The organism is Corynebacterium hylobatis (assembly GCF_003955685.1).
Classification (GTDB): domain Bacteria; phylum Actinomycetota; class Actinomycetes; order Mycobacteriales; family Mycobacteriaceae; genus Corynebacterium; species Corynebacterium hylobatis.
On record NZ_RXHJ01000002.1, the window covers coordinates 78,360 to 95,529 of the forward strand.

General features: G+C 68.4%; 16 protein-coding genes. 4 read left to right on the forward strand and 12 right to left on the reverse strand.

All coding sequences use genetic code 11. From position 1 onward, the window contains the following. Nucleotides 1-27 precede the first annotated feature (27 nt). Together EAH68_RS01600 and dapE are read right to left on the reverse strand one after the other, a co-directional pair. A complete protein-coding gene (locus EAH68_RS01600) occupies nt 28-858 on the reverse strand; it encodes an LOG family protein (protein ID WP_126119576.1) in 831 nt (276 codons plus the stop codon). A gap of 38 nt (nt 859-896) precedes the next feature. Beyond that, entirely contained in the window at nt 897-2,000 is a 1,104-nt protein-coding gene (gene dapE / locus EAH68_RS01605) for a succinyl-diaminopimelate desuccinylase (RefSeq protein ID WP_126119577.1), read from the reverse strand. Nucleotides 2,001-2,066: 66 nt separating this feature from the next. Here dapE and EAH68_RS01610 point away from each other — a divergent pair, with 66 nt between their 5' ends. From EAH68_RS01610 to dapD, 3 genes are read left to right on the forward strand one after another with little or no spacing between them, the layout of a single operon-like run. Further along, nucleotides 2,067-2,993, forward strand: coding sequence for a DapH/DapD/GlmU-related protein (locus EAH68_RS01610; protein WP_126119578.1), 927 nt, complete (start codon nt 2,067-2,069; stop codon nt 2,991-2,993). 47 nt (nt 2,994-3,040) lie between these two features. Continuing rightward, on the forward strand, nt 3,041-4,429 hold the full coding sequence (locus EAH68_RS01615) for an amino acid permease (RefSeq protein ID WP_126119579.1): 1,389 nt from the start codon (nt 3,041-3,043) through the stop codon (nt 4,427-4,429). Beyond that, nucleotides 4,426-5,397 (forward strand): 2,3,4,5-tetrahydropyridine-2,6-dicarboxylate N-succinyltransferase, encoded by a 972-nt coding sequence (gene dapD, locus EAH68_RS01620; protein WP_126119580.1) that lies wholly within the window; start codon nt 4,426-4,428, stop codon nt 5,395-5,397. Before EAH68_RS01615 ends, dapD begins: the two co-directional genes overlap by 4 nt. Nucleotides 5,398-5,406: 9 nt before the next feature. Here the strand turns inward: dapD and EAH68_RS01625 are convergent, their stop codons facing one another. From EAH68_RS01625 to typA, 10 genes are all read right to left on the reverse strand, one after another. Continuing rightward, complete coding sequence (locus EAH68_RS01625; RefSeq protein WP_126119581.1) at nt 5,407-6,849, reverse strand: HNH endonuclease signature motif containing protein; 1,443 nt, start codon at nt 6,847-6,849, stop codon at nt 5,407-5,409. A gap of 96 nt (nt 6,850-6,945) precedes the next feature. Further along, nucleotides 6,946-7,452: a GtrA family protein gene (locus EAH68_RS01630; RefSeq protein WP_241228249.1), complete on the reverse strand. Its 507-nt coding sequence runs from the start codon at nt 7,450-7,452 to the stop codon at nt 6,946-6,948. Between the two features lie 111 nt (nt 7,453-7,563). Then, the gene (locus EAH68_RS01635) at nt 7,564-8,412 is read right to left on the reverse strand and encodes a pseudouridine synthase (RefSeq protein WP_241228233.1); all 849 of its coding nucleotides are present in this window, start codon (nt 8,410-8,412) and stop codon (nt 7,564-7,566) included. Then, entirely contained in the window at nt 8,405-9,517 is a 1,113-nt protein-coding gene (gene dapC, locus EAH68_RS01640; RefSeq protein WP_126119583.1) for a succinyldiaminopimelate transaminase, read from the reverse strand. Before dapC ends, EAH68_RS01635 begins: the two co-directional genes overlap by 8 nt. 3 nt (nt 9,518-9,520) lie before the next feature. Next, a complete protein-coding gene (gene fdxA, locus EAH68_RS01645; protein ID WP_126119584.1) occupies nt 9,521-9,844 on the reverse strand; it encodes a ferredoxin in 324 nt (107 codons plus the stop codon). Nucleotides 9,845-9,891: 47 nt separating this feature from the next. After that, nucleotides 9,892-10,287 carry a hypothetical protein gene (locus EAH68_RS01650; RefSeq protein WP_126119585.1) on the reverse strand — a complete coding sequence of 132 codons (396 nt, stop codon included), beginning with the start codon at nt 10,285-10,287 and terminating at the stop codon, nt 9,892-9,894. Continuing rightward, the gene (gene mshB / locus EAH68_RS01655; RefSeq protein WP_126119586.1) at nt 10,284-11,201 is read right to left on the reverse strand and encodes an N-acetyl-1-D-myo-inositol-2-amino-2-deoxy-alpha-D-glucopyranoside deacetylase; all 918 of its coding nucleotides are present in this window, start codon (nt 11,199-11,201) and stop codon (nt 10,284-10,286) included. Before mshB ends, EAH68_RS01650 begins: the two co-directional genes overlap by 4 nt. Continuing rightward, a complete protein-coding gene (locus tag EAH68_RS01660; protein ID WP_126119587.1) occupies nt 11,198-12,817 on the reverse strand; it encodes an ABC transporter family substrate-binding protein in 1,620 nt (539 codons plus the stop codon). The genes mshB and EAH68_RS01660 overlap by 4 nt, the downstream gene beginning before the upstream one ends. 8 nt (nt 12,818-12,825) lie before the next feature. Then, nucleotides 12,826-14,016, reverse strand: a complete 1,191-nt coding sequence (locus EAH68_RS01665; protein WP_369408295.1) for an MFS transporter — start codon at nt 14,014-14,016, stop codon at nt 12,826-12,828. A gap of 13 nt (nt 14,017-14,029) precedes the next feature. Then, nucleotides 14,030-15,940 carry a translational GTPase TypA gene (typA, locus tag EAH68_RS01670; RefSeq protein WP_126119588.1) on the reverse strand — a complete coding sequence of 637 codons (1,911 nt, stop codon included), beginning with the start codon at nt 15,938-15,940 and terminating at the stop codon, nt 14,030-14,032. Between the two features lie 499 nt (nt 15,941-16,439). On the opposite strand from typA, the gene EAH68_RS01675 reads away from it, so the two are divergent. Beyond that, on the forward strand, nt 16,440-17,165 hold the full coding sequence (locus EAH68_RS01675; RefSeq protein ID WP_126119589.1) for an Rv1157c family protein: 726 nt from the start codon (nt 16,440-16,442) through the stop codon (nt 17,163-17,165). The last annotated feature ends 5 nt before the right edge of the window (nt 17,166-17,170 follow it).

The window sequence follows — 17,170 nt, forward strand, 5'->3', positions numbered from 1 at the left end:
GCCGGCAGAGCATGGTGTTCCAAGGATCTAGCGGTGTCCTGCCTGTTCACGGACCTCATGGACCGGAGTGTACTCATCGTCAGCCCCGATGAGACGGCCGTCCGTCATCTCACGGTGGCAGCCGACGATGAACGAAACGGCCTCCTCAACGGAATCCGTGACCAGGAACAGATTCAGGTCCCTCTCGGAGATCATGCCGTCGGTTACCAGGCGCTCCTTGATCCAGTCGATCAGACCGGACCAGAATTCGGTGCCGATGAGCACGATCGGGTAGTTGGTGACCTTGCCCGTCTGCACCATGCACAACACCTCGAAGAGCTCGTCGAGAGTCCCGAAACCACCCGGCAGACAGACAAAAGCCTGCGAATACTTCAGGAACATCGTCTTGCGGGCGAAGAAATAACGGAAGTTGAGACCGAGGTCCACCCACGCATTGAGCGCCTGCTCATGCGGGAGTTCAATGCCCAGACCGACGGACAGGCCGTCCGCCCCGTGCGCACCGCGGTTGGGGGCCTCCATCAGGCCCGGCCCACCGCCGGTGATCACGGCGTATCCCGAGTCAGCGATCGCCCGGCCCAGATCACAACCAAGCTCATACCAGGGGTGCCCCTCCGGAATGCGGGCCGAACCGAAGACGGTGACTGCCTTGGGCATGGCTGCCAGGGCGTCGAAACCGGCGACGAACTCCCCCTGGATCCGCAGGATGCGCCAGGGGTCGGCGTGCATCCAGTCATGGTCCGCCCCCAGTTCCAGCAGCCGCTGATCGTAGGTGGTCTTCTTATCGCCCTCGGTGCGCAGCAGAACGGGGCCACGCAGCATGCGCGCCTTCTCGGGATCGGGAGTGATGTTCGGAGCCATAGCATAGAACCTAGCTGTTTCCTGCGCCGTCCGCTGCGTCAGGAGGGGCGTGTGGTGAGGAAATTTCGCAGCTGGGAGGCAACCTGGGTGATCTGGCCAACCGGAACCTGCTCCTCCACCCGGTGCGCGAAGGCCGGGTCCCCGGGGCCGAAATTCACCGCCGGAACCCCCAACGGAGCGAACCGCGCCACATCGGTCCACCCCAGCTTGGCGCGGACCTCCCCCACCGATTCGATGAGCGCCGCAGCCGCCGGCTGCTGCAACCCCGGTAGGGCCCCGGGCATGGAGTCCTCCAGCGTGACGGTGAAACCATCATCAAGGTTGTCGATCGCCAGATAACGCAGCACATGGTCCAGGGCATCATCCTCCGTGCGGTCGGGCGCGAAACGGAAATTCACCAGCACATGCGCCTTATCGGGGATGGTGTTGGTGGCCACGAAGGACTCCAGCTGCACCACGTTGAGCCCCTCCCGGTAGTGGCAGCCGTCAATCTTGACCCGGCGGGCCTCATAGTCCGCGATCCGGGCGATGACCGGCCCGATTTTGTGAGCGGCGTTCTCACCCAGCCAGGCGCGTGCCGAATGCGCCCGCGCCCCGTGTGCCGTCACCCGCAGCCGCAGCGTGCCCTGACACCCGGCCTCGATGATCCCGTTCGAGGGCTCACCCAGCAGCGCCAGATCCCCCCGCAGCCACTCCGGGTCGCTGACCGCCAGGTGGCCGAGCCCGTTGAAACGGCTCTCCACCTCCTCCGCCTCGTAGGCGATGAGCGTGAGATCGGAGGTGAGATCCGGCGCATCCGCCAGGAGGGCGAACAGGTGCAGATACACGGCCATGCCCGATTTCATGTCCACCGTCCCACAGCCGTGCAGGATATCGCCGATGAGCTGGTGGGGCACGTTGCCGGCCAACGGCACAGTGTCCAGGTGGCCGGCGAGGATCACCCGCCGGCCCAGCCCCCGGCGGGTGGCCGCGGCGACGGTGTTCCCGCGGCGGATGATCTGGTTGTCGGGCAGGCCCGGCAACCGGCGCAGCGCTGCCTCCACCAGGTCAGCCAGCTGTTTCTCATGGTGCGAGGGACTCGGAATGTCCACCAGCGCAGCGGTCAGGGACACCGGGTCAGAGGTCAGGTCGAGCGGGGTCACCTGTCCCAGGTTAGACGGTCTCGCCTCGAGGTGTGGGGGGTTTCGCCACGTCGTAGACTCGGCAGTATGACACCTCAGGGAGCAACCGCGGTCGGAATCGCCAACATCGCCATGGATGGCACGATCCTCGACACCTGGTACCCGGAGCCGGAACTCGTGGACGGCACCGGTCTCGTGTCAGGTACGGAACGCCTCGGCGCCCGGGACATCCCGGACAGCCTGCTCAAACTCGTCCTCCTCGACGAGGACCGCATGGTCGAACAGGTCGCGGTCCGCACCACCATCGCCGATCTCCAGGCCTCCCCCATCGATGCACACGATGTCTACCTGCGTCTCCACCTGCTCTCCCACCGGCTGGTCCGTCCCCTCGAGCTGAACATGGACAACTCCCTGCGTTGCCTGACCACCGTGGTGTGGACCAACAAGGGCCCGTGCACCCCCGACAACTTCGAGTTCGTCCGCACCGCCCTGCGCAGCCGCGGCCTCATCCACGTCTACGGCATCGAGAAACTGCCCCGCATGGTCGACTACGTCGTCCCCTCCGGGATCAACATCGCCGAGGCCGAACGCGTCCGTCTCGGCGCCTACCTCGCCCCCGGCACCCGGGTGCTGCGCGAAGGTTACGTCTCCTTCAACTGCGGCACCCTCGGCTCCGCCCGCATCGAGGGGCGGCTGTCCTCCTCCATCGTCATCGGCGAAGGCACCGACATCGGACTGTCCTCCACCATCATGGCCAGGCGCCGGGCCGACGGGCTGCGCGACCCCATCAGCATCGGGGCGAACTGCCGCTTCGGGGTCTCCTCCGGCATCCTGGGCCTCAGCGTCGGCGACAACTGCACGCTCGGCGCAAACATCGTCCTCGAGGCCGACACCCAGATCTGGGACGCCGACACCGGACACCATGTCTCCGCCGGCACCCTCAACGGCCAGTCCAACTGGACGGTGCGCCGTGAGGTCGGCCACTCCGAACCCGTGCTGCGCCGTACCTGGTAGGGAGGCGGTTTCCGCCACTCCCCCGGCGAGGGATAACGTCTAACGATATGACCAACGGATCAGCGCAACAGACCCGACTCGGATCGGGGCTCAAGACCCGCCACCTCACCATGATGGGACTCGGCTCCGCCATCGGCGCCGGCCTCTTTCTGGGCACCGGAGTGGGCATCCGCACCGCCGGCCCCGCCGTCCTGCTCGCCTACATGGCCGCCGGTGCGATCGTGGTCATGGTGATGGAGATGCTCGGCGAGATGGCCGCCGCCCGCCCCTCCTCAGGCTCCTTCTCCACCTACAGCCGGCAGGCCTTCGGCCACTGGGCCGGATTCTCCCTCGGCTGGCTCTACTGGTTCATGCTGGTCATGGTCATGGGTGCCGAGATGACCGGCGCCGCCGCCATCATGGGCGCCTGGTTCGGCGTCGACCCCTGGATACCCGCACTCGTGGCGGTCGTCTTCTTCGCTGTGGTCAACTTCGCCCACGTCCGCGGCTTCGGCGAATTCGAGTTCTGGTTCGCCTTCATCAAGGTCGCCGTCATCATCGGCTTCCTCATCGTCGGCGCCGCCCTCATCTTCGGGCTGCTGCCCGGCACCACCTTCATCGGCCTGGACAACTTCATCGGTGACCACGGCTTCATGCCCAACGGCTGGCCGGGCCTGGCCGCCGGCATGCTCGCCGTCGCCTTCGCCTTCGGCGGCATCGAACTGGTGACCATCGCGGCCGCCGAATCGGAGAACCCGCAGACCGCCATCGCTGTCGCCGTGCGCTCCGTCATCTGGCGCATCTCCGTCTTCTACATCGGCTCCGTCCTGGTGATCACCTTCCTGCTGCCCTTCGACCAGCTCGGTGCCGCCGAAACCGCCGCAGACTCCCCCTTCACCGCGGTCCTGGCCATGGCCAACCTGCCCGGTGTCGTCGGATTCATGGAGGCGGTCATCGTCCTGGCGCTGCTCTCCGCCTTCAACGCACAGATCTACGCCACCTCCCGGCTGGTGCACTCCCTGGCCCTGGACCGTGATGCTCCCCGCATCTTCGGGGTGACCAACCGCGAGTCCGTGCCCATCAATGCGGTCGTGCTGTCCATGGTCTTCGCCTTCGCCTCCGTGGGCCTGCAGTACTGGAACCCCGAGGGCCTGCTCGCCTTCCTGCTCAACGCCGTCGGCGGCTGCCTCATCGTCATCTGGATCATGATCACCGCCTCCTACCTGCGCCTGCACCCCGAGCTGGAGCGCCTCGGCGAAATCTCCACCGTCCGGATGTGGGGCTGGCCGTGGCTCGGCTGGGCCACCATGATCGCCCTCTGGGCGCTCGTGCTGCTGATGCTCTTCGACGCCGCGGCACGCCCCCAGGTCATCTCCGTGGCCGTCATCTTCGGTGGACTCGTCGCTCTCGCCTATGTGAGCCGATGGATGCAGGGTCGGGTAACCTCTCGGGCATGACTTCTGCTACTGCGCGCGGACTGGCCACCATCACGCATGCGGGAACCGTCCTCGACGTCTGGTTCCCCGCCCCGAGGCTCTCGGATGATCCACTGTCCTCCGGCACAGAGCATCTGGACCAGACCCCGCAGCAGTTCGCCGCACTCGTCGGCCCCGATGAGGACCGGGGTGTCGCCCGCATCGCGGTGACCACCTCCCTCGCCTCCCTCTCGGAGGCCCCCGTCGACGCCTACGACGCCTACCTGCGTCTGCACCTCCTCTCCCACCGACTGGTCCGCCCCCACCAGGTGAACCTGACCGGTGTGTACGATCTGCTCGCCAACGTGGTGTGGACCAACTACGGTCCCTGCGCCGTCGCTGACTTCCAGATGGTCCGCGGGCGTCTCACCGCCCGCGGGCCGGTCACCGTCTACTCCGTGGACAAATTCCCCCGCATGGTCGACTACGTCGTGCCCTCCGGGGTGCGCATCGCCGACGCCGACCGGGTCCGTCTCGGCGCCCACCTCGCGGAGGGCACCACCGTCATGCACGAAGGTTTCGTCAACTACAACGCCGGCACCCTGGGTGACGCCATGGTTGAGGGCCGCCTGTCCTCGGGTGTGGTCATCGGTAAGGGCACCGACATCGGCGGCGGTGCCTCCGTGATGGGCACCCTGTCCGGTGGTGGCAAGGAGGTCATCTCCATCGGCGAGCGCTGCCTCCTCGGTGCGAACTCCGGCATCGGCATCTCCCTCGGCGACAACTGCATCGTCGAGGCAGGCCTCTACGTCACTGCCGGCACCAAGGTATCGGTCTTCGGTGACGCGGCCCGGATCGCGGATGTGGACAACGGCACCCGCATCAAGGCGGCCGAGCTCTCCGGCGCGGACAACATCCTGTACCGCCGCAACTCCCTCAACGGTGCCGTCGAGGCGACCCCGGTGGAGTCCCGCCAGGTGGATCTCAACGGGGCACTCCACCACAACTAGGCACCCCCACTAACCGCCGTCAGGTGCGCGTACCCGCCGCCCCCGGATCCTGGCCCCCGCCGAACGATCCTGGGCGTGGGTGGTGTTGAATTTCAGCGGTTGGCCGGGCCCTGCCCGCCTGCCCACCCGCCCGGTGGTGGGGCAGCGGTCCAGGTGGCCCTTCCCGCCCGCCCCGGTGCGTGAGTCGTCGTTGTCGGCGTGGTGGGGTCGGCACACCAGCGTCAGGTTCGCCAGGTCTGTCGCCCCGCCGTGTTCCCAGGCCCGCAGGTGGTGGACGTCGCCGTGGATCGCTGCGGTGGTGCAGTCGGGGCAGGCGCACACCCCCTGGGCGGCGAAGAGCGCCACCCGCTGGAAGAAGCTGGCGTGCCGGTGCCCGCGGCCCAGCGCGAGCGGCTGGCCGTCGGTGTCGTGGAGCACCACCACGTCATGCTGGGCCGTACCCAGCCGCAGGATGTCCACCAGGTTGAGTTCGTCGCCGGTGTTGGTGCGGAAACCCGAGTGCACCGACAGCTCCGCCACGTCCTCCGCGGTGACGGAGAAGATCACCGATCCGACGCCGTAACGACTGGCGGCGGACTGGTTGGCCAGATGCCGGTCGAGGAGCACGGAGAGCTGGTCGACGGCCCGCTGGGACAGTTTCCGCTCGTCCTCCCCCGTCGGATCGGCCAGGTTGGCGCCCGCACGCAGGCCGGGGGCCAGGGCGGCGATGAGCTTCGCGGCGTCCGCGGCCGGCAGGTAGCCGTCGATACGTCTGCCCCCGTCCTTGTCGGGCTCCCCCACCCTGAGGTACCGCTTGCGGTATGCGGCCAGCAGGTCGGGTATGCCGGCCTCGTTGGCGCGGGTGACCCTGTCACGCAGCCAGGCGCGCAGATCCTCGGGTCGGCGGTGTTCGGCCTGCGCCAGGGCAAGACTGTACAGCTCGGCGCAGCCGGGATCGGCGTGTTCGTTGAGGTGCTCGAGTTCCCGGTCGATGATGCGCAGCATCTCGGCGGACTGCTCCTCAGCCCGGCGGCTGGCCTCCTCCTGTTCGCGACGTTCCCTCTCCAGCCGCTCCCGTTCGGCCTGCTCCCGGGCGCTACGTTCCTCCTCCGTCCCTTCGGGCGCATCCGGCTCCGGCTCAGGTGGCGGTGGTGGATCCGGCCGGGTGAAGAGGTTGTGGCCGGTGCGCAGCCGGGCGGCGGCCTCCCGCTTTGACAGGCCGAGGTTCTGCAGCAGATAGTCGAGTCCCCGGGAGGATCCTGCCCGGCGGCCGGCGGCCGGGGAGGTGTCGGCGAGCCAGGCGAAGGCGGCGTCGATAAGCGCCTTGGCGTTGAGGACGCGTTCGAGTTCCTCGAAGGAGTCGGCGACCTCCTCGAAGGCCACGCTGCCGGGATCGGACATGAGCTCGCTCAGGCCGGTGATGCCGGCCTCGATCTGGGCGACCAGCGCCGCGGTGTGTTGTTGCGTCGACATGTACCCCCCTCAAGCGTTCCCCAACCGCTTTCGCCTACACGTTCGACTATAGCCCCACCACAACCCCTGTCAACCCCCGGAAGCCGAACACCCGTACTACTCCGGTGTTGCCGCCTTGACCACCCGGGTCTTCGGCCCGCGGAAGGTCCAGAACTTGTTCACGAGGAAGTTCACCGGCATGGCCACGATGATGGAGATGGCGGTCGCCCAGTAGAACTTGGTGCGGAGGCCCGTGGAGTCGTCGAAGATCTCCGGGGACAGTGCGATGGGGGAAGTCGGGTTCATCAGCAGGGTGGCCACGATCTGGCTGACCAGGAACGCCCCGATACCGGTGAACAGGAAGGGGAAGAAACCGCGCCACCAGCTGCGCTGCGGGTAACCGCGGAAGGTCCAGCTGCGGTTGAGCTGGTAGTTCCACGTGTTGGCCACCAGGAAGGCGATGGCCATGAAGACGTTGAACCAGCGGATGTTGTAGTTGGTGCCGAGCAGGTTGAGGAAGACGTCATGCTCGGAGATCCCGGCGGTCCAGCCGGCGATCTTCTTCGCCAGAACGCTCACGGCGAGGTTGACCAGCGTGCCGGAGCCGCCGACGAGACCGAACATGAGGAACTGCTGGGCGGTTGAGCGGAATCGGGCCAAGGTCCGGTCCCTGCCCCGTGTGTCTGTGGAACTCACGGAACCTCTTTCACATCGGCTGCTGGTGGACATTTCAGTCTAACCCCCGGCGCTGGCGGGAACCTCGAAGACTCGTCGTCGCCCGCTGAGGGGGTCATCGAAGGCCAGGGAGACGGCGCGCAGCTGCAGGGGTGAGTGGAAGTCGTACAGGGTGAGCCCGCGGTCGACGGGATAGGTGTCGTCGCCGACGATCGGCATGCCCAGGTGGTGGAGCACCACCCGGATCTGGTGGGTGTGGCCGGTGACGGGACGCACCTCCACCTCATCGGCGCTGAGCCGGCGCAGCCAGGTCCGGGTACCGACACCCCCGTCCACCACCTGCACCTGCCGCTCACCGCGCCTCTTGCACATCGGCAGCTCCACCAGCCGCCAGTCCTCCCCCACCGTGACCTGGCCGTGCACCCGGGCACGGTAGGTCTTGTCCACCAGCCGGTCCTGGAAGAGCCGCTGGTAGGTACCGCGGCTCTCACGTCGCCGCGAACAGACCAGCACCCCGGAGGTCAGCCGGTCGAGGCGGTGCAGGGGCACGATGTCGTCCTCGCCGTAGGCGACGCGCAGCCGGGTCTGCACCGTCTCGCGGACGATGCGGCCGTTACTTGTCGACGCCACGAAGCCCGGCTTGTCCACCACGATGAGGTCGGCGTCCTCATGGATCACCGTGTGGGTGAAGGGGATGGGGGGTTCCGGTGCGATCTCCGGGTGGAACCAGGCGGGCACCGGCCGGTCCAGCGTCGTACCCGGGTCCAGCAGCTGCCCGAAGGCGAAGGGCGAGTCCCCCGCCGAACCGGCCCAGTAGGGGCGGTCGGCGGGGACCACACCGCGCAGGACGACCCGCTGCGGGGAGATCCCCTCCCGCGCGGGAATCGGTGGGCGGGAAGCCTCAGCCAAGGGTGGCGAGGCGCTGGGCGGCGGCGTCGACACGCTCGTCGGTGCCGGTCAACGCCATGCGGATGTGCTGTTTCCCGCGCGGGCCGTAGAAATCTCCGGGGGCGACGAGGATGCCCAGCTCCGCGAGAGCGTCGACGGTGGCGCGGCAGTCCTCACCGCGGGTGGCCCACAGGTAGAGGCCGGCCTCGGAGTCGTCGACGGTGAAACCGGCCTGCACCAGCGCGCGCAGCAGCACTGCACGGCGGCGTGCATAGCGCAGCTTCTGGGCTGCCTCCTGCTCATCGTCCTCCAGCGCGACGACCATGGCGGCCTGGATGGGGCCCGGCACCATGAGGCCGGAGTGTTTGCGCACCTCCAGCAGCTCAGCGATGAGCTCCGGGTCACCGGCGAGGTAGCCCCCGCGGTAGCTGGCCAGGTTGGAGGTCTTCGACAGTGAGTGGATGGCGATCAGGCCGGTGTGGTCACCGTCGCAGACCCGCGGGTCGAGAATGGACACCGGCTCGTTGTCATCGTCCCAGCCCAGGCCCAGGTAACACTCGTCGGAGGCGACGATGACGCCGCGCTCGCGGGCCCAGCCGACGACCTTGCGCAGGTGGTCGACGCCGAGGACCTTGCCCGTCGGGTTCGACGGCGAGTTGAGGAAGAGCAGGTCGGGGCGTTCGGGTCCGATCTTCAGCAGGGAATCGGCGCGCAGGACACGGTTGTTCCCCAACAGCGCGGCGACCTCATAGGTCGGGTAGGCGATCTCCGGGATGACCACGAAACCTTCGCGGATGCCCAGCAGGCTGGGCAGCTGCGCGATGGCTTCCTTGGTGCCGATCACCGGCAGCACCGCATCCGGCTCCATGCCGGTCATGTTGTAGCGGCGGCCGAGCGCCGCGACGATCGCGGAACGCAGCTGCGGGGTACCCATGGTCGGCGGGTAGCCGGGCTCCGCGGCGGCCTCCGCCAGCGCCAGCTGGATGCCCGGGGCGACCGCGTCGACGGGCGTGCCCACCGACAGGTTCACGATGCCGTCCGGGTGCGCCTGCGCCCGCTCCCTGGCCGCGTCCAGGGTGTCCCAGGGGAAATCGGGCAGACGGGCCCCCAGGGGCGTGCGTGCCATCGGTTATTCCTGGTTCTGCGGCGGCAGGGCGGCCACGAAGGCGTGGTCGAAGTCCTGGGGGCCTGTCTTGGCGGCACCACCCGGGGAACCGAGGTCATCGAAGAATGCGACGTTGGCGTCGTAGTACTGGTCCCACTCCTCCGGGACGTCGTCCTCGTAGAAGATGGCCTCCACGGGGCAGGCCGGCTCGCAGGCACCGCAGTCCACGCACTCATCCGGGTGGATGTAGAGCATGCGCTTACCTTCATAGATGCAGTCGACCGGACACTCCTCAACGCACGAGCGGTCGAGGACGTCCACACAGGGCTGGGCAATGATGTAGGTCATGGGGAAGGTACTCCTGGCAGGGAAAACGAATATCGCGGTCCAGTATGTCACTTCCCGCGTACCAGCGGCCAAACGCCGCCCGCCACACCTGCGAAAAGCAGCAGAACAGTGCGAATATTATCGCCGACCAACTGGTCCCCGGTGACCACGACCCCCGAGAGCAGCAGCAGGAAACCCGCGAGCCACGCATACAACGGCACGGCCGCGAACGCCGGCCGCGAGCTCCACAGCTTCGCGGTGCGGGTGAGCACCATGTTGAACAGGAAGGCCAGGACGATCGTGTACGGCACCGCCACGCGGAAGCCACCGGGCAGGGTCACCCAGGTACCCAGGTAGACCACCTGGAGCAGCACCGCGATCAGGGCTGCGACCGACAGCCACACCAGCCCCCCGACCGCCTCCCCGCGGCTGAAGTCGGTGCGGACAATCCGCTCCCCGCTCATGAATTCTCCCCGTTCCCCTCCAGCGGGATGCCGTCGAGCAGTCCGGGACCACCGAGCAGGTCCGCCTCCGGCAGATCCCCGGCACCCAGCTGGTAGTGCTCGCGGGACAGCAGCGGCTGGGCCAGGAGGTTCGACAGGGCCCACACCGGGTGACGGCCCTGCCCCCAGGCAGCCTCCGGGTTGGTCATGGAGACCGAACCGTCGGCGAACCAGATCTGCGTGGCATGTGCCCGCATGGCCTCGCGCTTGGCCGCCAGGGCGGCGTCATCAAGCTCCACCGCCACATCATGGCCGCGGGAGGTGGCGTTGGCCAGGTAGGTGGCGTCCGGCAGGGACCAGCCCTCCGGCACGCGGGTGATGGCCTCCACCCCGGCGGTGGTCTCGGCGTGATCGCTGACGGTCCACAGGATGCGCGGAACGTCGACACGTTTGGCCGCGGCGTGGGTGATCTCGTGGGCCCGGATGTGGTCGGGGTGGCCGTAACCGCCGTCGGGTCCGTAGGTGATGAGCAGGTGTGGGCGTTCCGCCGCGAGGATGTCCACGAGCAGGTCGACGGCCGCCCGGCCGGAGTTGACGAAGGCCCGCGGGTTCCCGTGGGCGGGGCTGCCGGCCATGCCGGAGTCCCGGAAGCGGCCGGCACCGCCGAGAAAGCAGCCGCGGACACCGAGGATGGCCAGGGCGCGGCTGAGTTCGCCGATGCGGAAACCGCCGAGCTGGTCGGCGTGGTCGTTGGTCAGATGTGCGAAGGGCTCCCCGATGACCTCACCCTCCTCGCCCAGCGTGCAGGTGACCACCAGCACGTCCGCGCCGCGGCGGGCGAGATCGGACAGGGAGCCGCCGGTGGTGATGGCCTCATCGTCAGGGTGCGCGTGCACCGCGACGACACGGTAGCCGACAAGATCCCGGGTGGTCATTGTTTCCTCCAGCTTGCGACCGTCGAGATGCCGGCGGTCCAGTTGTCAAGGTCAGGGTCTGGACCTACGATACCTTCTCCCAGGACCAGCACACGCCGTTCCCCCAGCAACGGGACGCGGACATGTTCGCGGGTGTTCTCCGCCGCGAAGAAGTCCTGCGCCTCCTGCGCCCCGACCTCACCGCTGAGCAACGCCCGGGCCATGCCGTCGGTCTCCGGGGTGCAGTAGCCGGCCAGGTTGCCCGCCCGCGGGGACTCCGGGGCAGGTGGGCACAGCCACTGCCCCGACAGCTCCAGGGGCGCCCCCGCGCTGCTCTCCCAGGCGATGACGGCGTCCACCTGGCCCGCCGGAAGAAGGTTGCCGGTGAGGTCGGCCAGATCGGTGGTGGTGACCTCGGCGACGATGCCGGAGTGGGAGAGCAGATCCACGATGGTGCGGGCGGCGGCGAGGGCGGTGTCGTCGGCGGAGTCCACCCCCAGGCGCAGCGGGCGTCCCTCCTCCCCCGTCAGGCCGGGCAGCAGCTCGGGTGGGCCCTGCTCGGGGCTGCGCGCGGGCAGGTGCGGGGGCACGTTGAGGTCCGCGGAGCGACCGGCGGCGAGGCGGGCGATGAGGGGGACGTCGAGAAGCGAATGCAGTTCGGCCCGCACGGCGTGCTCCGCCAGCAGCGGCGATGTCGTCGACATCATGAGGGTGAGCTGGCGCGGCTGGTCGAGGGTGCGCACCTGCGTGTCCAGCATGAGGGAATAGGCCTCCACGGAGGTCTCCGCCGGAGTGATGTCCAGGAAGCTGATCTGCCCGGTGCGCAACTGCTCCACCCCCTGGGTGACGGAACGGATCTCCCGGAAGGTCACCCGGTCGGTCGCCACCGGGTCGGCACCCCAGAAACGGTCGTTGCGGTTGATGGCCACCACGCCGCGGGAACGGTCGACGTTGCCCACCATGTAGCGGCCACCGGAGGCCGGAAGATCATTGATGAAGGCCTCGGCGAAGTCCCCGGCATCGCCCTGCAGCAGGTGGCTGGGCAGCAGGTGGCGGAACAGCCCCTGCCAGTCGGCGACCGGGGTGGCGAAGTCCACCTCCACCGTGCGCCCGTCCGCACTGATGCGGATCGCGGTGATCTCCCGGTAACCGGCCGAGCCGATGACACCCGGTGTCGTGATCATGCCCTGCCAGAGGTAGCGGAAGTCCGCGCCCGTGATGGGGGTCCCGTCCGACCACTGGGCCTCCGGCGAGATGACGTAGCGGATGGTCTGGGCGACGGTCGCGGCGGCCGCGCCCGCCGCCTCCGGGGCGGGTTCGACAGGTCCAGCGGAGACCAGCAGGTCCGGGTCCATCTCCCCGGAACGGAACGCGCTCGGCAGGACCAGGGCAGCCAGGGAGCGGGTGAGGGTGGAGTCGTCCGACTGCATGTGCGGGTTGAAGCCGGCCGGCAGCGGGTCGACGCCGACGTTGATGACCGCCTCCGCCCGCGAGGGCGGCGTGGTGGTGGGTGCGGTACCTGAGGTGGTGGTCTCCGGGCCGGGGGCCGGGTCCTCCACGGGAGGAGGGCCGGGGTTGGCGGCGCAGGCGGTCAGCGTCGCCGCGAAGAGGACGGCGGGGAGGAGACGGAATTTCACAGAGTCGATTATGTACCAGCGGCGGCCTGGGGCCGATTCCGCAGCGCCGGGGCGGACAGCGTGACCACCACACCGGAGACCACGAGCAGCAGCAGCGCCCAGCGCAGACCGGTGGCCGCCGACAGTGCCCCGAGCACCGGACTGGTGGCCAGGAAGCCGATGCGCATCATCCAGCTCACCGCGGTCACCCCGGCGCCCTCGGTCATGCCGGGTAGGCGGGCGGCGGCAGCAAAGGCACTGGGTACGAGCGTGGCGCAGCCGAAACCGACGAGGACGTAGCCCGCGTAGAGCAGCGCCGGGCCGGTCGCGGTGACCACCCCCAGGCCGCCCAGTCCGATGAGCAGGCCGCCGGCCCGGGCGACGGCGACGCGGCCGAAACGGTCGATGAGCCGGTCGCCGGTGAACCGGCCCACCATCTGCGCGGCGAGTACCACTGTGAAGGCCACGCCCGCATTGCCGACCTCCACCCCGGCCAGCTCCACCGAGGACAGTCCGGCCCAGTTGTTTGCGATGTCCTCGACCATCGTCCCGGCGGTGGCCAGCAGCGCCACCGGCAGGGTGAGCAGCATGATCCGGCCGAGGGGCCGACGCTTATCGACGCCCGCCCCATCCGCCTGCTCCGGTGCCGTGCCCGGCGCCGGCACCGGCCCCGTCAACCACACCCCGACGGCGACGGCGGCGATGACCACTGTGGCGACGAGCGCCAGGTGGGCGCGGATGTCCCAGCCCAGGCTGGCGGCGGCGGTCCCGCCGATGCCGCCGAGGACCGCCCCCATTGACCAGCAGGCGTGCATGGCGGACAGGATGGAGCGTCCGGCCCGGGCCTCCACGCGCACGCCGGCGACGTTCTGGGAGACGTCGATGACAGCGTCGAGAAGCCCGATGCCCAGCAGCAGGCCAGCCAACAGCAGACCGGACGGTGCCCAGCCGATGCCGGCGACCAGCAGGGCCAGGAAGACCGTGCCCCAGAAAACCACCGGACGTGGGCCGAAACGGTTGACCGCGAGTGAGGGCAGCACCGTGGACAGCAGGGAACCTGCGGCAAAACAGGCCACGATGAGGCCGAAGGCCAGGTCGTCCAGCCCCCACTGCTGTTTGAGGGTGGGGTACCAGGGCAGGACAGAAGAGAACACAGCCCCGTTGGTGCCGAACATGATGGCGACACCGACGGGGCTGCGGAGGGGGCTGGTGTTGATCACGCCAGCCAACCTACTACTTGTTGAGGGCCTTCTCGCGGGAACGCGCGCGGGCGCGCTCGGTGGCACTGAGGTGGAGTTTGCGGACGCGGAGGATGTCGGGGGTGACCTCGACGCACTCGTCCTGGCCACAGAACTCCATGGCCTCATCCAGGGAGAGGGTGTGGGCCTTGGAGAGGGTGACCGTGGTGTCGGCGCTGGCCGCACGCATGTTGGTCAGCTTCTTCTCCTTGGTGATGTTGACGTCCATGTCCTCGTCGCGGTTGTTCGCGCCGACGACCATACCCTCGTAGGCCTCGGTGCCCGGCTCGACGAAGAAGGAACCGCGGTCGGCCAGTCCCTGAACGGCGAAGGCCGTGATCTTGCCCGAGCGATCGGCGACCAGGGAACCCGAGGAGCGGCCCTTGATCTCGCCGGCCCAGGGACGTGCCTCGATGCCGTAGGAGTTGGCGATGCCGGTGCCGCGGGTCTCGGTCATGAAGGTGGTGCGGAAGCCGATGAGGCCCCGGGCGGGCACGTCGAACTCCATGCGCACCCAGTCACCGGAACCGCTGTCCATGCTGGTCATCTGGCCCTTGCGGGCGGCCATGAGCTGGGTGACGGCACCCTGGTGCTCAGAGGGCACGTCGATGATCATGTGCTCGTAGGGCTCGTGGATCTTGCCGTCGATGGTCTGGGTGACCACCTGCGGCTTACCCACGGTCAGCTCGAAGCCTTCGCGGCGCATGGTTTCCACCAGGATGGACAGCGCCATCTCGCCTCGGCCCTGCACCTCCCAGGTGTCGGGACGCTCGGTCGGCAGGACGCGCAGGGACACGTTACCGATGAGCTCGTTGTCCAGGCGGGCCTTGACCATGCGGGCGGTGAGCTTGTCACCGCCGCCACGGCCGGCGAGCGGCGAGGTGTTGACACCGATGGTCATGGAGATGGCCGGCTCGTCGACGGAGATCCGGGGCAGAGCCACCGGGTTCTCCACGTCCGCGAGGGTGTCGCCGATCATGATCTCGTCGATGCCGGAAATCGCGGCGATGTCACCGGCGATGACCTCGTCGGTAGGCTGACGGGTCACACCGACGGTGCGCAGCAGCTCAGCAATCTTGACGGTCTTGGTGTGCTGGTTGCCCTCGTCGTCGTAGTGGATCCAGGCGACCTGCTGCCCCTTCTTCAGGGAACCGGCGTGGACCCGCACCAGGCCGATACGACCCAGGAAGGAAGATGAGTCCAGGTTGGTGACATGGGCCTGCAGCGGGGCGTCGAGCTCGGCGGAGGGCTCCGGGAGGACGTTGTAGATGACGTCGAACAGTGCCTGGAGGTCCTCGGCGTCCGGCGCGTTGCCGTTGCCCGGGTTCTCGGTGGAGGCCTTGCCCTCACGGCCGGAGGCGTAGAGGACCGGCAGGTCGAGCAAGGTCTCGGCGGCTGCAGCGGCCTCCTCGTCCTCGAGGGAGGAGGCCAGCTCCAGCAGCAGGTCCTGGGCGTCAGAGACGACCTCGTCGATGCGGGCGTCCGCACGGTCAGTCTTGTTGACCAGGATGATCACCGGCATCTTCGCGGCCAGGGCCTTGCCCAGGACGAAGCGGGTCTGCGGGAGGGGACCTTCGGAGGCGTCGACCAGCAGGACGACGCCGTCGACCATGGACAGTGCGCGCTCGACCTCGCCACCGAAGTCGGCGTGACCGGGGGTGTCGATGACGTTGATGATGAGATCACGGCCGTCCTTGCCGCCCCCCTTGCGGCGCACGGCGGTGTTCTTGGCCAGGATGGTGATGCCCTTCTCGCGCTCGAGATCACCGGAGTCCATCACGCGGTCGGTGACGCCACCGTGGTCGTCGAACACGCCGGACTGCTCAAGCATGGAGTTGACGAGGGTGGTTTTGCCGTGATCGACGTGAGCGACGATGGCGACGTTGCGGAACTCAGGATGGGACACGAGTGGGCTGCTCCTATAACAAGGGATCGCGGCCGGCGGTCACCGGGCACGCGATGGTGAACAGCAGTCGACGATACTCGTATTAAGCGGGTATCGCACCATCGAGCTCCCGAGGTCACGCCGGGCCGTGGGCCGGGGGTGACCACCCCCTTCCGCCGGGCCGGAGCCTTCCCCCCTGTCCAGCGCCCGCTTGCCGCCGCCCCGCCACCCCCGCAGCACGCACCCTTCCCTGGCCCGCCACCACTGGGACACCCACCCCCGGACGCAGCGTTCGCGCAGGTCAGCGGGCCACTGTCGTCTTATGTAACGAAAAGATGTCGTTCAGCGAAACATCAAGTAGCAGGCATGGGTGGCACTTACTCTGCGGATAACGCCATTCCGGTTGACTGCCTCACGCAAGTGAATACTGTTATGTAACGAAACTACTGTTACCAATGTGACAGATGTGACTGTCGTGCCGGGAGGTCGGCAGCCGCACCGTCACGCTGCTTTGAGTGCAATGAAAGAAGGCCTGCCAGTGGGACCCAGAGCGCGTAGGACCACCGTCCGGACGGCCGCCGCCGCCGTCGCCCTGACAACCGTCACCGCCCTGGGCCTCAGTCTCAGCCCCGCGACCCCCGCCGCCCGGGCGGTGACCATCCCGGGCACCTCCATCCAGGGCCCGCTCGACGAACTCGGCAGACCCACCCCACAGACCCAGGCCCAGGTCCGGGACCTTGCCAACCAGCCGTGGATGCCCGCAGACCTGCGCAACGCCATCCTCTCCGCACTGGCCTTCACCAGCGGTGTGAACGGCGACGGCGGTCCGGAGCTTCCCGAGGATGCCCCGACCTTCACCCAGTTCTACTGGCCGACGGTCTCCGGCTCCTGCATCGGCGGCGAACTCGACGCCGTGGGCAGCGCCATCGCCGTCCCCGGTCCGGCGGAGATCCCCGCACCGGGTGCCGCCGCAGGCCAGACCGCCTTCGTCTTCACCGCGCTGGGCACCGCCCCCGCCACCGCAGAGCAGGGCGGGATGAACGTCACCTGGTTCAACCTCAACACCCTGCGGCAGGGCGTGACCCCGCTGGGTTACCACGGCATCAACCCGGATGGCCCGGCCACCCTCTCCGGCACCGCAGACACCGGCCAGGGCACCGTCGTGGCAATCGTCTCCGGTGACGTCCGCACCGAGGACGCCACCTGCAGCTTCATCCCCACCGCTGCGATCATTGATGCGAGGTGACAGGC

Bases quoted from the DNA above. Each gene is read 5' to 3' on its own strand.
- EAH68_RS01600 (WP_126119576.1), bottom strand. From the start codon at position 858: ATGGCTCCGAACATCACTCCCGATCCCGAGAAGGCGCGCATGCTGCGT.
- EAH68_RS01610 (WP_126119578.1), top strand. From the start codon at position 2,067: ATGACACCTCAGGGAGCAACCGCGGTCGGAATCGCCAACATCGCCATG.
- EAH68_RS01615 (WP_126119579.1), top strand. From the start codon at position 3,041: ATGACCAACGGATCAGCGCAACAGACCCGACTCGGATCGGGGCTCAAG.
- dapD (WP_126119580.1), top strand. From the start codon at position 4,426: ATGACTTCTGCTACTGCGCGCGGACTGGCCACCATCACGCATGCGGGA.
- EAH68_RS01625 (WP_126119581.1), bottom strand. From the start codon at position 6,849: ATGTCGACGCAACAACACACCGCGGCGCTGGTCGCCCAGATCGAGGCC.
- EAH68_RS01630 (WP_241228249.1), bottom strand. From the start codon at position 7,452: ATGTTCGGTCTCGTCGGCGGCTCCGGCACGCTGGTCAACCTCGCCGTG.
- dapC (WP_126119583.1), bottom strand. From the start codon at position 9,517: ATGGCACGCACGCCCCTGGGGGCCCGTCTGCCCGATTTCCCCTGGGAC.
- fdxA (WP_126119584.1), bottom strand. From the start codon at position 9,844: ATGACCTACATCATTGCCCAGCCCTGTGTGGACGTCCTCGACCGCTCG.
- EAH68_RS01650 (WP_126119585.1), bottom strand. From the start codon at position 10,287: ATGAGCGGGGAGCGGATTGTCCGCACCGACTTCAGCCGCGGGGAGGCG.
- mshB (WP_126119586.1), bottom strand. From the start codon at position 11,201: ATGACCACCCGGGATCTTGTCGGCTACCGTGTCGTCGCGGTGCACGCG.
- EAH68_RS01675 (WP_126119589.1), top strand. From the start codon at position 16,440: ATGAAAGAAGGCCTGCCAGTGGGACCCAGAGCGCGTAGGACCACCGTC.